The organism is Pseudomonas sp. NPDC089569 (genome assembly GCF_050280625.1).
In the GTDB taxonomy this organism is placed as follows: domain Bacteria; phylum Pseudomonadota; class Gammaproteobacteria; order Pseudomonadales; family Pseudomonadaceae; genus Aquipseudomonas.
In genome coordinates, this window is record NZ_JBNNVQ010000002.1 from 64,759 (window position 1) to 78,840 (window position 14,082).

Sequence of the window (14,082 nt, forward strand, 5' to 3'; positions counted from 1 at the left end):
ATGTGTTAATTGTACATCGACATCAATGTACAATCACTAATATTCCTCGCCTTTTGCAGACTTTCGTATTCCCCAAGATCGGTTTTGAAAGCCGCGTTGGTAATGCCGGACAATTACGCCATCCCGGGCGCGCTCACGTTGTGACGCCCAGCACGCAATGCCTAGTTCCAACTTCTGAACGGCCAGCTTGGCGGCATTGCTGTGCTACGTGAGGGGTGTGGTTACAGCTCCTATTGCTGCTTCTGGAGCGACAACCAGCGAGTGGATTTCTGTTGTTTTAGTTTTCGCATTTCCTCCTTCGCGGCACGCTCCGGTTTCCAACTGCAACCGATATCACGTTCGACACGTTCGGTACCCACGATTGAGGTCTCGACTACTCGGTACATCTGCTGTTTTGGCATGGGGAACCTTTAGCGCTTTGAGGTTGGGAAGTGGGTGACGTTAGAAAGGCCTGGAGTGCCCCCGTTCACGCACTCATCAAGGGCGAGTTGGTGCTCGATCAATTCCTGGCGGATCATTTCCTTGTCCTGAGTCGCCTTTGAGTCGAGGCAGTCGGCCAATATGTATTGGCTCCCGCTCTCGGTACAAATCACGTCGTTTGTTATCAGGGTAATGGTGCTGGTACGGATCGGCGTTTCGTCCGCGAAGCCAGCGCAGCCGAAGACGAAGCCTAGAGCCGATTTCGAGGATGGGAACTGAACCTGAGACAGAACGCCGGTCAGATTCAACTCCTTAGCCTTGGTCAATGCCTCGCGGATGTGAGGGGTAGACTTGCTGTAAATGCTCAGTCGGGACATGGGATTTCTCGTCGTTCTGATGTCTTGGGGGCTATGGGACGACCTGCAGCATTTGTGCAGGTTCATCGTTGGGTCAATTACGCGGCACGACCGCGAATAAGGTTCCAATTTGTGTGCTCGCCGGATGCTAGTTCCTGGGCGATGCGTTCTTTGGAAAAGCCGGTCATGCCTACTGCCAGTGTTGATCGAACACGTTCTGCAATCGCCTCAGCGGTAACCGGCCCGACGGCCCCGACCAGTGTTTGCTGCCCGTCATACAACTCAGCAGTGCGCATGTGCTGGATGGCTGCGGCAGGGACTTGAACCTGGCTGTCTGGCAGAGATTGGGCGAGGACAGAAAGAACCACATCATCGCGAAAAATGCAGACCGCTGACGGCGACTGGATCAGCCGGTTCAAAGCTTCCATTTGTGCTGCGTTCACCTGTTTGTCCGTAGACGCGCCGCACAGGGCCTTAGCCGCTCGAATGACGGTGTGGTATTGGCGCTCAGTCAGACCGTCGAACAAATACTCAGCAGCGATCGCCTGCGCCGGGGCCAGCCGCGGGTCCCATGCAGTGGTCGTGTAGTCGAGCAGCAGGGCTACACGGAAGCCGTGCTTTGGATGCTGGATGAGGGTCACTGTTGCCCGGGCCTTTAACCGACGGGTCATTCCGAGGGAGGTATAGCGGTGGAAGGCCTGGTTCAAATCAAGGCAGGTATTTGCGAATTCTTGGGTCATGGTCATGGCTCGTTGAGTTGGAATGGAGCCATGTTGAGGTCGTGGCGACTGTGCCATAAGCCGCCAATGTAAAAATCGTCGGAGTCTGCGTTATACAGCTGCATCCCAAGATTGGGGGGGAACTAGAAGGTCACTCGTGATTCGCGGGAGAAGTAATCCTTGTGCCACCTGCAACCATGTTGCGCACGACGGCTCGGTATTGGCAATCAAGGCTACCGTCGCCAACTTCACATCCGAACCTTTGGCGTAAATGTCTCGAAGGTCCACACAGCGCCCACCGGCATACAGCGCAGTCAGACGATGAATCGGGTCATCAATGGCAAGTTCGGTCGGCCGAAACGCTGCAGCCAAAGCATCCATGTTTGCCTGGTAGGAGGCTGTCGCGTCCTCCTGCAGCTTGGCGAACTCCTCACAACGGGCCTTAATTTCTGACTCGGGGCAGGTGTAGAGAAGGATCTCGTCGAAAAACACCGGGAACAGTGGTTTGTTGAGTACATCGATCAAGCATCGCGCAACAGTTTCTGAAAACGTCTCAGATGGGTGAGCGTTGCCGAACATGAGCATTTCAACGGACTGACCACGGAAGCCCCCCAACTGGATCTTGTGCATCTGTAGGAGGTTGCTCTTGGGCATACCCTCCAACAGATCCAGGATTTGCTTTTGCGTATTGCCGTCCATCAACGTCCTTCCGGATTAAATTCGTCGCGCAGCCACTCGATCACTCTTATGCCTCCTCGGCAGTGGCGTCGTTGGCGCTCTTGATCGAAATGATTTCGAGCAAGGCGTTACGTTGGTGCGGCGCAAGGCTGCGGAAGGCTTCGACAAGACGCCATTCTTGTGGCGAGAGTTGAGTAGCATCACCGTCTGGGTACTGGACGGCAGATGCGTTGATCAGGCTCGACTCCAGGCGACTGATGATCTCCGAGTTCATGCTGCGATGATGGATGCGGGCTACCTCGGCGATGCGCTCACGCATGCCGTCCGGAAGCCGGACTACGAACTTATCTGCAGTGCGCGAGCTGTAAATGGTCAGCGGTTGGTTCATTTTGATCCTTAAAAAGCACAGGTTTGGCAGTACACAGCTTTAGGTTTGAGGAGACGTGCCACTTGCAGCCAATGATCTACTTTCAGTTTATCGAAGGCATTGGTCGGTCCACATCCCAAAACATGGGCTAGAAATTCATGTTGGCGGAGAGCGCTCCGCCAACGGCGATGAGGGCTGTCGGTTACTCAGTGCATGGTGTTGATAATCGGCCGGGCACTGCGGTTGTTGCTCAGGATCTCAACTACGTTGTCTTCGCCGTGCGAGGCAATGAGACGCTGCAAGGCTTTCTCTGAGAGGGCCAGAATGTCGGCCTCAGGGAATGCGTCGTCCTTCATGGCGTAGCGGTCTGCGGCGACCAGTACGTCAGCAATGCCCATGCCGGTGGTGAACTCGGAAACCTTGTAGCGCTGGCCATAGTTCAGGTCGAGATGCACCCCGAAGGTGAAAGATTCGCCACCAATTTCATGGGCAAAGGTGGTCAGCAGTGCGGCATCGCGAGTACCGGTACGGGTTGCAACGTTCATGGTCTGGTTCATGGTCTTTCTCCAACAAGTGAATTCGATGGAGAAATCTTAGAAGTACCCCCCACGTGCCAGAATCGGTACCACCAACAATTTTTCATGTGCGCCAGTTACCCAACCTCAGGCCCACAAGCGGCCCGGTTTACTGGATGGTTCCCAGGGCCGCTTGCTCCATCAACGATTCCAATGCGTCGGGGGATGGACGCCAGCCGGCCACCTTGCAAGCCTGGTCAAACTTAGCCAGGTCTCCATTGGTGCGGAACTCACGGGTGAAGGTGCGAATCTGGCTGGCGCGTTCCTCAATGCCGGTGGCTGCTTTCGAGATCAAATCACCAGCTTTGGTATCGGGAGCGGAGGAACGAATGGTGACTGCGGAAATGTCCATTTGAACGGCCATATCGTCCATGAACGCAGCGATGGCCTGGTTGCGTTGTGCAACGTGAGGGGCGGTGGCTACTTGGGTCGAGATCATGTTTATTCCTTAAGTTCAAAAATGGGTCAAAAGCGAGGAGGCCTGCCGGCCTCGTTTAGTTGCTCGCTGTTTTTCGTTTGGTACCCGGAGCCAGCATCGAGCTGGCTTGATTAATGAAATTGTCGGCCTGGTAGTCCTTCAGGCAGTAAATTCCGGTACCACGAAGGATATTGAGGGCACTGAGTACGGTTTGGGCCTCAACGTAGTTCAGCGTGCTGGTCACCGGAATTTTCGCGCCATGCTCATCAGCCCGAACCACATCGACGATCAATACGGGCCGCTTTGCGTTAGAAGCTTGGAAGCTCATCTCGATTTCAGCACCTGGATCAAAGGCCGGGCGATTTATGTCAGCCTTGCGCAGGTCTGCCATTGCGCGTGATACGCCCTGGGTGAAGCCGAACACCCAATAAAAAGTACGGTCACTTTTTGTCAGCGGATTTACCTGGTAATAGGCATGGGCTTTCGACGCGGCAGAAAGCTCGTGGGCAGCCGACTTCAAACCCAAACGCAGAATGTGAACGACGGAACTAAGCATCACCTGTCTCCTTCGCTGGCGTGTTCTGCAGTGATTGCGCTCGAGGATTCTGCTGGACCAGCGCCGGTTCGCTGTTGTAGCCCGCCATGAAGTCGTTAAAGGTTCTGCCGAGTGGCGCTCGCAGCTGGATTGAAGAATTGAGTAAATCCACCCCTTTCAGCTTGGCGGCCTGGCCAGCAAGAAAGGGGGTAGAGATTGAGTCCGGTACAAAGCCGTCACCATTGCATGTCACGCAGGCCGGCTCGTTGCGCCACGTCGGGCGTCCGTCACACATTGGACAGCCGCCGAATGGCGATGCGTCGACCTGGGCGCGGAGAGTGCGAGCCAGTTTCCGATCTTCGCTGCTTTCGGCTTGGACACATGCCTCAAGCACGGCGCGGTATTCATCGGCGTCGGTGATTGGATGTGTAGACTTTGAGGGGGCGACGCCTGGATCAGGCTTGTCGCTTAAAGCGAAGGAAGTCATTGGTATTGCTCCATCGTTAAAGTTCGATGGAGCAATATTTACTCGATAGGTTGTGTGCCATTAGCCCCTGGTAGAAATTTACTGGGCTGGGTGTGCGACCTTCTGCGAACGAAGTGCGGCCTTCTGCGAACGAATTTTCCACATTGCCCACTGGCCTTCAATTGTGGAGCTGCGAAGAAACTCAAAATCGCGTCGACTGAGGGCCTCGGGGATGTTGTGCATCGCATAGGAGATATCCTTGCACTCCTGGTGTGATTCGCTGTTTCGCATGGCCATCATTCCATAGCGAAGGGTCTCAAGGGCGGTCACCTCAATTTCGTCGTCGGCGAGTTTCAAACCAGTGGCTACCTGTTGGAGTTCTTGCTGATGGGTTTCCTGTGATTGGCTGTAGATGGACGTCATTTTTCTCACCTGTTTGTTGTCAGCTCGTTGAAGGTGGGCAGATACCAAGGATTGGATCATTTTTCTGATTACTGGGTGGTCGTCTCTCTATTCCCGAATCCATGGGTCGAGTACCACTTTTGCTGCTCAGCGGCAGTCCTGGCTCCGCAGGTTGACCCGTATAAGCGCCAGCCAGTGCCGCTTTCGTCAGAGGGGTCCTGGACCAAGTACAAAGTGCACGATTGCCCTGCGAACATGGTGCTTACTTGGGCCTGATCGTCGTTGATTTCTGGTTTGGCCACAGTGACAAACCGGTTGACCAAGTACGGCACAGCATAAGCTTGAGCAGCTTCAGGGGAGCCGGGGATAGCGGATGCCAAGGCGTTAGCCGAAAAAAGAGCGGTGAGAATTGCGGGGGCAAATTTCATGTGTGTGTCCTATCGCTTGGTCGGGGGCAGCAAAACCCCCTGCTGTGAGGCAATCCCTTAAAAGGGGAAGGATGATTGGGTACTAGCCACCTATTCGGTGGAATGTCGGGAAGCTCCCTGCTTATGCAGCGGTAGGGAAATGCTTCGCCGGCTATCCTTCAATTTCCCGGTATCCCAGCAAGCGCGATTCTTGGGAGGGCCAAAAGGCGCGTTGTCTACACTGGATTTCCGGGCTCACATCAGTATTTCAGCATCAGTTCTGTTTTCTTGAGGCGGTTAAGCGCCTCACTTGGCACATTAGTTCGACGACTCATTTGTCTGGCCCTTGGTCCAGCTGCGCAACCTCCCGGCGCGCCACCCGGTATAAGGTTTCGCTGTGCTCACGGATGAAACCCGGGATCAGGAATCCGTCAACCGTGCACCAGATGATGGAGACGATCAGCAGCTGCCAGAACATGCATCCGACCAGACCTAGGCCAAGCATCACAATCGCTGACTCTTTCTTTTCCAAGTAAAACCGGTGCGCCCCGAAGGTCCCAAGAACAAAGAACAGTAGATACGTTAGGCCGGTTGATTTCCGGGCATTGGCAACCTTCTGCTCAACGAGCAATTCGGATTGTACAGAGGCCACTTCGACATCCTGGGTTAGGGGTTGAATACCGAATGGATTGAATCGCTGACCCCTTCGGTTTGCAAACCAAAAGGAGGGCTAAAAAATCCCGCTCACAGGGTCGAGGCGAAGGATTGGATGCTGAGTTCTGACCGCTTGAATTGGTCAGCTGTCGTCGGAATTCCGCTCAGCAGGCTGACTTTGCTGTCAAAGCTGCTGCCGAGCAGGGCAACGTCTTGAGCGGTCCATGTGCGGCGAGGCACGGGGTTCATTGCCTTGATGTTGAGTTGCTTACGTTGTGCCGCGACGTAGCCAACACTGACGTCAAATTTATCAGCGAGTGCGGCGTTAGCTTGGGTTGGAATCACAAGGCGGGGCCAGCCCGCCTTGCTCATGCGCAGATCAAAACAGGCCATCATCTCCCTCGAAAATGATTGAGCTGAAGATTGCCAAATCTTCATCCTCCTCGGTGACCTCGATCTGACCATTGATGACGCGATAAGAGCCGCTGAGGCCGCAGAAGGCATCCTCACCCTGCAGCTGCTGCAAGATATGCTCGCGGCTCGGATACTCTGCTTTAAAGGCTTCCCATGTGGAGGCCACGCGGTTGACCGATTCGTTGTCATTGTCGTTGGCGACGTAACCGACCAGAACCTCATCGGTGCCACGGATTTTGAATTCGGTCAGGGTGATGTACAGGGGGTTCGACATGAATGGCGCCTCATTTCATTGGTTGATGCGTCCATTTTCGAGTAAGAGTTCACGTGCCAGAAGCTGCCGAAAACGAAAATGCCCATATTTCATGGGCATCGATTGGAAGGTCTCGGCGATCGCTTTTGCTCTTTTACGTGATATGCGTTGGCGGATGACGCATGTTTGAATCGGCGGAGTAGGGTGACTTCGGAATGAAATCTTCACCTAGGGAGTGAATTCGTCGAGGGTATGGTTGCGGTGAATAAAACCGCTCATCCTGAACGGCCATTTCCTGGTGGTGGACACAAATGCAGGATTTGTGTCCGAGTATTATGTGAGCCTATGACTATTGATCTTGGGGTTCTTGCTCCGGCAGCAGTTGGAACGCCTGCATGATTTTACCGGCCTTCTCTCCGGCCTGGTCCGAGGCTTGTTGAGCGTTCCAAGCCGCGTTTTGTCGGTTGGCCGCGGCCTTGATCTTTTCCTCAGCCAGATTCAATGAGGTCTTGAAGTTAGCAAACCTTTGTTCTTGAAGTGCCCGCGAATCCATCCATTCACGGATCGCTGCTTGGCTGCTCCGGGCATTATTCAGCTGATAGACCTCCTGCGCGAGCTTCTCCTGCAGCTGGTCAGATGAGTGATGTACATCCGTGAGCGAGGAAACGATCGGATCAAAAGTCTTCCAGCCAAGGTTCGCCGAGCCTGCTCCCAGAAAGCAGACGAAAATGGCCGTCGCACAAGTGCCAATCCACGTCTGAATCTTGGTTTTGAAGGATTCTTGATAAGGTGTCCGAAGGTCCAGCTGATGCTCTATTTTCTGCTGGTTAAAGGCCTCTTCGATACGGAGAATCAGGTGGTTTGCTGCGTCACGAGATTTGAACCATACCTGCTTACTACCAGTTTCAACGCCACCACTTTTCAGGTAAGCCAAAGGTGCATCGAAACCTGGCCGAACCTCGTCCTCTACACCGCTCGTGAGACACAGTGTATAGACCGGAAGTGAGCATAAAAACCCGGGTGCTGAAAGCATTGGCGAGGAATTCACGATCTTGATTTGAATGTCGTCTGCCGATTCAAAGACGATCAGCCCGGAGGGTTTTGGCATGGGGGATGCTCGGTTGCTGGGGTTGGAGACATCTTGAACTTGGGAGATCTTCCCGCAAGCCAAAATGTCCCCTGGATTTCCGAGCTCCGATTGGGGTCAGGCGCTAGCGACCGTCGGTGCGTCATTCGCCATGGATTTCTCACCCCGCACGGCAAAGTAACCGGCTGTTCTTACCAAAACGAATAGGCCAAAGCAGATGAAAGTTACAACGCTTATCGCCCCGACCAGGTAGAGGAGGGATGGTGACGCCGAAAACAACAGCATCATCAGCTCATTCACTTTGCTGGGTTCGAGCTTAACGCCACTGCGTACGGCGTTCAGCAGTTCGAGTTGAGCAACCGTGGCCGCTGCCATTTTGGCCATGTACCAGACGAGGGGCACCATTAGAATGCCGGGAAGGAAGGACACAATAGTGAAGATTACGACTACAGATCGGGGCAGTGCCGCGTAGGCTTCGCCCAACTCTCGCCAGTATTTTTTCATGGAACACTCCATCGGGTTGGTTTCCTGGCAATGGAATCGAAGTCGCAACGGGGGGGCAAACCAAAACACCCCCCAGAAATTCCACTGGCTCGGCCCGATTGAGCGGCTATGCGAGGGCGGCAGGTGTCTCGGCGACCAGTCCCAAGCGAATGCCCGCTTCTCGCACGACCAGCAGCTCCGCATCCTCGTAGCCCCAGTGATTGTTTTTCAGTTCACCAGGTCCGGTGGGAGTGAAGTACTGCCCACGTATCTTGCGGCCGCTAACAATGAAGTCGCGGAGGGATTGAATGAACGCCCGAAGTCCGCCACCGTGATTGAAGCCTGGCCAGTCGTTGTTTTTGTGCGTGTTGACGCGCCTGAGGGTGTATTCGTCGGTGATCCACACTTTACCCTCCGGGTCCAGGTCCAGACGGGCAATGACGCCGCTATCTTCGTGCAGGAAGAACTTGTGGCCGCAGCCGGCGATGACCTTGATGAATTCATTCGCGGCCTTCAGCCGATCCTGTTTGCTTTGTTCAGTGGTGCTCATCGAAATCCTCACAATGGGGTGGAAAACCGCTTGTTGTGTTGGGTGTTACAGCAATGCGTAGGGCCTCCATTAAGCAGGCCGGCATTTCCTGAACTGCAATGCCCGCTGCGCCTTGTATGTCACCGCCGAGCACCGCGTACTCCTTGGCAATTTTGAGGTACAGCTCGCGGGCGGCCGGTGGGAAGTCCGCCAGCATGAGTGCTTCGCGCATTCGTAACTTCTTCAGATCGGTACCGATTCATTCTCTACTGAGGTCGATCACTTGCAGAGCCAAAGTGGGGGCTGAAAATTCTCAATAACCCCCATCATGATTTGAGATGCAGGTCAGGCCGCGGCGGATTGCTGAGATTCGAAGTTGATCTTGTTTGTGGCTTTTTTGAAGCCCGGCGGGCAGCGGTCGTCGCGGTACTGCATTGCTATCGACGCCTGATGGCTGCGGGGCTCTGCCGCACTCAACGCAGCCAGGCGGGCCTTGGCGTCCGCATAGCTCAGTTGGGCGCATTCCTCACGAAAGACGTCGCTGCTTTTGCCATACATGGTCGTGACCATCCCGCGATTGAACTCAGCGCGGCGTACGGTAAAGCGGAAATCGTAGAGAGCAGCCATTTGTAACTCCTGGGTAGTGATGAAGTGGAGTTATTGTTGGCCGGGTCCGTGCGTGCCACGACCCTCTGCGATCACATTTACGCTATTGGGCACGCTGATCCGAGCAGGTCCTACGAAGCGTGTTTGATTTCAAAGATTGGGAATTCAAGGAGGGGTAGGTTTGGGGGAGTGGTGGTGAGCGGTTTGGCTCACCTCATGCGCGATGGTGAGCCAGGGAGGGCGTGGCGTTAAGCGGGCACCAGCTATGCCGGCTTAGCGTTTTCTGGTGGTGACCGGTTTGGTCTTCATGCTCTGGATGGCTTCGCGCAGGCCGTCCACATTGAGAGGTGTATCGTTGGCGTGCATGATTGCTGGTCCACGGTTCAGACCTGCCTGAGGGGCCTCTTCAATCATTGGTTTCGGCTCACGAAAACCGCGCGGCAACCGGTTGTTCGGCGAGATCAGCCGCAAATGCTTCGTCCAGAACTCGTGCCACAGGCCTTGCGGACGGCTAATTTCGTCGAGGAGTGCCTGGGTGCCCATGGATTTACCAGAGGAGCCTTTGTAAATTTTGAAGGGGAGTATCGCGGTCATGGTGAGCTTTAACTTTCCTTGCTAATCAGGTGCGCAGCTTGAGGCGGAGTAGGTTCACTTGCGCCGGGTGATTCAGTCTACCGCGCAGCCGATTGATTGTGGGAACCAGGAGGCGCTCCCGTGCGCCTGGCCGGGCATGGGCTAGTGGGTACCGACAGAAGGTTTGTTGTTGGCTTCATAGTCAGCAATCCACGCCTCAAGGTGCTTGGCGAGCTTTGGAAGGCGCTCGGGGTCCGCGAGGGTGACGTAGACCGGGTTGGCCATCCATGCGGTCAAGATTTCGGACATCTCGTCCAATTGTTCCTCACTGCCCCAGTCAGGATCTTGATAGGTCTGCCGGGTGAAGCAGAACCAGTAAACGTCATCGATGGGACGGCAGTCCGTGTAATCGTACAACAGGACCACCTCCAGCTTGCCGCGGTACTCGGTGATGCCGATGAACTCGCCATTGCTCAGTTTGGCAACTGAGCCTTGGGGTTGCTTCATCATCACCTTGCCGACTTCGAACGCGAGCCTCTGCATACGATGCAGGTGCTTGTCGTATTCTGGATAGTACTGGAGAGGCTGGCCGACGCGCTGACTGATAGTAATGGTCAGTGTCTGGTTAAGTTCCATGATACGACTCCATTAAATTTGATTTGGGTTGTGGTGGCGCTGTACACGACAGCGCCGCCGGTGTTGGTCATTTCAAGTCAGGGAGGCCGATCGTGCTTTTCCCCTCGTACAGATACTTGCTGGTGCCGTCATGAAACCGCGCCAAAACCCACGAATGGCCGTCACAGACATAGTCCTGGCTCTCTTCGGCCGCCTTCATTCGTTTCGCTTCCTCAAGAGCTTCTCGGTAGGTGGTTGTGGGAGTTGGTTCAAACTCGCAGGTGGATGCGGTTTTGGCGTTCACTGGTGTAGGGATGTTCGATTCGCCGTACGGCACGTTGAAGGGCGGCAGGAAGATTCGAGCCTTGAAATTTGGGCAGTCGTAGTGGTCTGGCACTTCTGCCCCGTACACGCTCGCCACGATAGCCAAGGCGTACCCTTGCAGAAGATCCGTTACGCGGAAGCCTGGCTGTCCCGGCAACGAAACAAGCCATTTATCGTCTTCCACGGCCACGCTCGAGATGCGCAGGCGCATGACCTCCGGGTGCAAATGCTTAAGCACCCGATATACCTCGTGATCCTCAGTGCCAAAGGGCACAAAGCAGTCACCTTTGTAGTGGATTGAGCAATCCCAGCTATCCCAGGGGGCCCAGAAGCGGCCGTTGGGTTCTTTGTCAAAGCCGAGTGACACGGCTACATAGAAGCTGAGGAGATTTCCTTGGAGAGTTTCAGTTTTCATGGCGACACCATCTGTTGTGATGCCTCCATAATTCGGCGACTGCATGCGTGCCAGAACCCATGATCAAACTTTTAACTTGCGTCAGTCCGAGTAAATGAAAGAGCCGCCTCTCGGGCGGCTCCTTGTTGTTTGCTGCTCTGCCCTCAGGTCATGCGCGGGCCAGTGCATGTTCGTGGATGAACCCCTTCTGGCTCACGTAGGCCGAAACAATACGCGCGATAAAGATAACGCCAACCCCCATGAGTGCGACATGCACGATGCCGACCTTCGAAAGGACAAAGTAGTAGGACACGACGTCCGCAAACATGCTTGCGCTGAGCAAAACGAATACGACAGCGGCCGCTTCCACGAGCGACGCTTTGCTGAACATCTTCTCGGCAGGAAGTTTCAAGCCAGAGAACAGCGCATGTTGAATGCCGTACATGACTGTGCTAACTGCCGCGAATACAGCCAACTCCATGGCCAGATTTTGAGTGGTGGTCAACCAATAACCCGTCTTGGCCATCGCACCGTTGATGAGCGTGATAACCCCGTAGGAGATGACGATGCTGCACAGGCTGTTGTAAATGCGGTTTGCGAAGAGCAATTTCATGGTAATGCCTCTGTTGCGTTTAAGGAGGGCTCAGAATCGATCCAGCGGTCGCGTGCCAGAAGCCGCACTCAAAAATATTTACCCTCTTATTGATCGCTGATTCGCCGCCAGAGCTGGTAAATCAAAGTGGCAATCAGCACGCACAAGACGATTGCCAGTCGAAGGCTGAACGGTTCAACAATCAGCGCACACAGTGCTGTCTCGATGGTGAATAGGGCACCGGTCAACGCAATTTTGAATGTCTGGGGTAGCCGAGCGACCCGGCAAGTGAGGTCGCATTTGTGGGAGCGGCGAGACTTGAAGCGGGACCAGTGGCTTGGGTGGTTTGTGCAAAGCATTTGAGCTCCTGGGATGGGTGCTGATAGGTGAAGGCCCCAGTGGGCTAAGTCCAACAGCGGCAGGGGGAACCCCCGACCGCTGGAACCGTTAGTAATTTTCGTCGTCAATGGCGATTTGAGTGAGCACCCAGTCCCAGTACTCCAGTTTGTTGCCACTGCGTGCAACGGCCCCTCGCCAGTCCACCCGGCTATGGAAGTCATGCTCGCCGGTCTCTACGTACTTGGCTTGGAGTTCTGCCGCGTCGAGGCCAATGTCCTCCATGTCGTATGGGAACCCCTTGAAGGCATAGTCTGGGGCGTCTTCGTTCGCATGGCCGGCAGACTGCGAAACAACTGCCGAGGGGAGGGTGGTGGGCGGAACAACGTTTTGACGTGGGAGCGAGTTCATGGGCATCTCCGGATCAGTTGGGGAGATAGAATCTTCTCCCCACCGCCGGCGTGCCACGAGCATCAGAATCAAATTTAACGGGGTGGATCAGCGCAGCCGAGGCCGGTCAGCGCCGATGATTGGGGATGAAGGCGAGCCCAGGGTGGGCGCGCTCGGTCGCTGGTTAGGCGGCTTCCGCCTCGAAACCAGTGAGTTCAATTTGGGCTTGCACCCAATCCCAGTAGCCGCGAAGGGTCTCGTCGTTGCTGACCTCATCCTTCCAATCCTGCTTGGTGAAACTGGTATGCTCGCCGTCCGCGTCGTACTTGGCGCGTAGCTGGTCACTGGTCAGTAGGCTGTCTGGGACCGCACGGAACATTCGCTGATGCAACCCGGAAATGAAGTTAGATACCAGGCAATGAAACAATGGATGCTTGGTGTAGTCGGAGATTACGACGCGACCATTAATGAGCAAGATCTCCACCAGAATGAACTGAGCGCCTTCCACCCGCTGGTGTTCGAAGTCTAGTCGGGCGATATCTGAATTCAGAATGAGCTTTGGTTCGTCCCCCTGCTTACCTACGTCAAGATTTGCCCCAGTCGCACCAATAAGGTTCCAGCCTTCGGCCTTCAGATCGGCCAGTAAGTTATCAATCACGAAAGCTTGGTGGTTGGGCAGAATCTTAGACAGGTCGTCGGTCATGCACGGCTCCAGCACCACTTTGTTGAACGACACCCAACCTGAGGCATTAAGCGCTTGGGGGGTGACGTCTTGAAGATGCGCGTCGTTTTTGAGTTCTTTGGACATTCCAGGCTCCTAGTAGGTAGTGGGTCCATGCTAGTGAATGCAGCCGCGTGCCAGAATCGATCAGCCTGCCTGAATGGCCGTCTGGTCAAGTGATCTGTCATCGATGAGCAGGTCCAGGTTGTAAGCATCGTCCGGGACATTAACTCCCCACCATTCCAACGCTTTCTCGCGAAACAATGCCCAGTCAGAGCGGGTGGGCTTACCGTGAGTGCACAGGCGGCACTGCGAGGCGCCTTTCAGCATTTCGGTCACAGTGTTGTGCAAATCAATCCCCATTCGCCCAAAGCGGGCAACGGTGGAGCCATCCTCCCCGCTGTGAATCCATACGACATCGCGCATTGCTGACGTCTGGATCTCGTATTCGTACTCCACGGTGTGACCTCAAATATGTTTCGTGAATGCTCACGGAAATAGGGCGAAAGTGCCAGTCAGTTAAAACGATCACTTGCGTTGGGTACGACGGCAATGGTGCCGTGACCGATCGCGGGTACTTACGACTGAACCGGCGCGCTGCCATTACACCTGCCTGTTAATGGGCCTATTGTCGATAGACCCTGGAGTGCCAGAAGCTCTTGAACAAGCTTTTCATTGGTGAGTGCCGGCGTATGCAAGCTTTCCATGAATTGCCAGCTGTTTTTGGTATTCAGCGCCTTGGCGAAGACGGAATTTTTGACCCTTGTT

Annotated in this window: 24 protein-coding genes; all 24 read right to left on the reverse strand. The window is 54.8% G+C overall.

Features of this window, described 5'->3' with window-relative positions:
* Positions 1 to 410: 410 nt before the first annotated feature.
* The 24 genes from ACQKP2_RS01490 to ACQKP2_RS01605 all read right to left on the reverse strand — a co-directional run bounded on the left by ACQKP2_RS01490 (position 411) and on the right by ACQKP2_RS01605 (position 13,773).
* The gene (locus ACQKP2_RS01490; protein WP_427573802.1) at positions 411 to 797 is read right to left on the reverse strand and encodes a hypothetical protein; all 387 of its coding nucleotides are present in this window, start codon (positions 795 to 797) and stop codon (positions 411 to 413) included.
* Positions 798 to 874: 77 nt separating this feature from the next.
* The gene (locus ACQKP2_RS01495; protein ID WP_427573804.1) at positions 875 to 1,516 is read right to left on the reverse strand and encodes a hypothetical protein; all 642 of its coding nucleotides are present in this window, start codon (positions 1,514 to 1,516) and stop codon (positions 875 to 877) included.
* 90 nt (positions 1,517 to 1,606) lie between these two features.
* Positions 1,607 to 2,194, reverse strand: a complete 588-nt coding sequence (locus ACQKP2_RS01500; RefSeq protein ID WP_427573805.1) for a hypothetical protein — start codon at positions 2,192 to 2,194, stop codon at positions 1,607 to 1,609.
* Positions 2,195 to 2,240: 46 nt separating this feature from the next.
* Positions 2,241 to 2,561 carry an Arc family DNA-binding protein gene (locus ACQKP2_RS01505; protein WP_427573807.1) on the reverse strand — a complete coding sequence of 107 codons (321 nt, stop codon included), beginning with the start codon at positions 2,559 to 2,561 and terminating at the stop codon, positions 2,241 to 2,243.
* Between the two features lie 185 nt (positions 2,562 to 2,746).
* Positions 2,747 to 3,097, reverse strand: coding sequence for a hypothetical protein (locus ACQKP2_RS01510; RefSeq protein ID WP_427573808.1), 351 nt, complete (start codon positions 3,095 to 3,097; stop codon positions 2,747 to 2,749).
* Between the two features lie 127 nt (positions 3,098 to 3,224).
* Positions 3,225 to 3,554, reverse strand: coding sequence for a hypothetical protein (locus ACQKP2_RS01515; protein ID WP_427573810.1), 330 nt, complete (start codon positions 3,552 to 3,554; stop codon positions 3,225 to 3,227).
* A 55-nt stretch (positions 3,555 to 3,609) separates the two neighbouring features.
* Entirely contained in the window at positions 3,610 to 4,089 is a 480-nt protein-coding gene (locus ACQKP2_RS01520; protein ID WP_427573812.1) for a hypothetical protein, read from the reverse strand.
* Positions 4,082 to 4,555 carry a hypothetical protein gene (locus tag ACQKP2_RS01525; protein WP_427573814.1) on the reverse strand — a complete coding sequence of 158 codons (474 nt, stop codon included), beginning with the start codon at positions 4,553 to 4,555 and terminating at the stop codon, positions 4,082 to 4,084. Before ACQKP2_RS01525 ends, ACQKP2_RS01520 begins: the two co-directional genes overlap by 8 nt.
* Positions 4,556 to 4,633: 78 nt before the next feature.
* Complete coding sequence (locus tag ACQKP2_RS01530) at positions 4,634 to 4,957, reverse strand: hypothetical protein (RefSeq protein WP_427573815.1); 324 nt, start codon at positions 4,955 to 4,957, stop codon at positions 4,634 to 4,636.
* A gap of 717 nt (positions 4,958 to 5,674) precedes the next feature.
* On the reverse strand, positions 5,675 to 5,995 hold the full coding sequence (locus ACQKP2_RS01535) for a TM2 domain-containing protein (protein ID WP_427573817.1): 321 nt from the start codon (positions 5,993 to 5,995) through the stop codon (positions 5,675 to 5,677).
* Between the two features lie 92 nt (positions 5,996 to 6,087).
* A complete protein-coding gene (locus ACQKP2_RS01540) occupies positions 6,088 to 6,435 on the reverse strand; it encodes a hypothetical protein (protein WP_427573819.1) in 348 nt (115 codons plus the stop codon).
* Positions 6,377 to 6,685, reverse strand: a complete 309-nt coding sequence (locus ACQKP2_RS01545) for a hypothetical protein (protein WP_427573820.1) — start codon at positions 6,683 to 6,685, stop codon at positions 6,377 to 6,379. Before ACQKP2_RS01545 ends, ACQKP2_RS01540 begins: the two co-directional genes overlap by 59 nt.
* Before the next feature lie 328 nt (positions 6,686 to 7,013).
* Entirely contained in the window at positions 7,014 to 7,772 is a 759-nt protein-coding gene (locus ACQKP2_RS01550) for a hypothetical protein (protein WP_427573822.1), read from the reverse strand.
* A 96-nt stretch (positions 7,773 to 7,868) separates the two neighbouring features.
* A complete protein-coding gene (locus tag ACQKP2_RS01555; RefSeq protein ID WP_427573824.1) occupies positions 7,869 to 8,255 on the reverse strand; it encodes a hypothetical protein in 387 nt (128 codons plus the stop codon).
* Between the two features lie 106 nt (positions 8,256 to 8,361).
* Positions 8,362 to 8,784 (reverse strand): hypothetical protein, encoded by a 423-nt coding sequence (locus ACQKP2_RS01560; RefSeq protein ID WP_427573826.1) that lies wholly within the window; start codon positions 8,782 to 8,784, stop codon positions 8,362 to 8,364.
* Positions 8,771 to 8,995, reverse strand: coding sequence for a hypothetical protein (locus ACQKP2_RS01565; RefSeq protein ID WP_427573828.1), 225 nt, complete (start codon positions 8,993 to 8,995; stop codon positions 8,771 to 8,773). The genes ACQKP2_RS01560 and ACQKP2_RS01565 overlap by 14 nt, the downstream gene beginning before the upstream one ends.
* Before the next feature lie 113 nt (positions 8,996 to 9,108).
* On the reverse strand, positions 9,109 to 9,390 hold the full coding sequence (locus ACQKP2_RS01570; protein WP_427573829.1) for a hypothetical protein: 282 nt from the start codon (positions 9,388 to 9,390) through the stop codon (positions 9,109 to 9,111).
* Between the two features lie 252 nt (positions 9,391 to 9,642).
* On the reverse strand, positions 9,643 to 9,963 hold the full coding sequence (locus ACQKP2_RS01575; protein WP_427573831.1) for a hypothetical protein: 321 nt from the start codon (positions 9,961 to 9,963) through the stop codon (positions 9,643 to 9,645).
* A gap of 141 nt (positions 9,964 to 10,104) precedes the next feature.
* Positions 10,105 to 10,578, reverse strand: coding sequence for a hypothetical protein (locus ACQKP2_RS01580; protein ID WP_427573832.1), 474 nt, complete (start codon positions 10,576 to 10,578; stop codon positions 10,105 to 10,107).
* Between the two features lie 67 nt (positions 10,579 to 10,645).
* On the reverse strand, positions 10,646 to 11,296 hold the full coding sequence (locus ACQKP2_RS01585) for a hypothetical protein (RefSeq protein WP_427573833.1): 651 nt from the start codon (positions 11,294 to 11,296) through the stop codon (positions 10,646 to 10,648).
* 148 nt (positions 11,297 to 11,444) lie between these two features.
* A complete protein-coding gene (locus tag ACQKP2_RS01590; RefSeq protein ID WP_427573834.1) occupies positions 11,445 to 11,888 on the reverse strand; it encodes a hypothetical protein in 444 nt (147 codons plus the stop codon).
* Between the two features lie 426 nt (positions 11,889 to 12,314).
* Positions 12,315 to 12,614, reverse strand: a complete 300-nt coding sequence (locus ACQKP2_RS01595) for a hypothetical protein (RefSeq protein ID WP_427573835.1) — start codon at positions 12,612 to 12,614, stop codon at positions 12,315 to 12,317.
* A gap of 163 nt (positions 12,615 to 12,777) precedes the next feature.
* Positions 12,778 to 13,401 (reverse strand): hypothetical protein, encoded by a 624-nt coding sequence (locus ACQKP2_RS01600; RefSeq protein WP_427573837.1) that lies wholly within the window; start codon positions 13,399 to 13,401, stop codon positions 12,778 to 12,780.
* Between the two features lie 60 nt (positions 13,402 to 13,461).
* Positions 13,462 to 13,773 (reverse strand): hypothetical protein, encoded by a 312-nt coding sequence (locus ACQKP2_RS01605; RefSeq protein ID WP_427573838.1) that lies wholly within the window; start codon positions 13,771 to 13,773, stop codon positions 13,462 to 13,464.
* Positions 13,774 to 14,082: the final 309 nt, after the last annotated feature.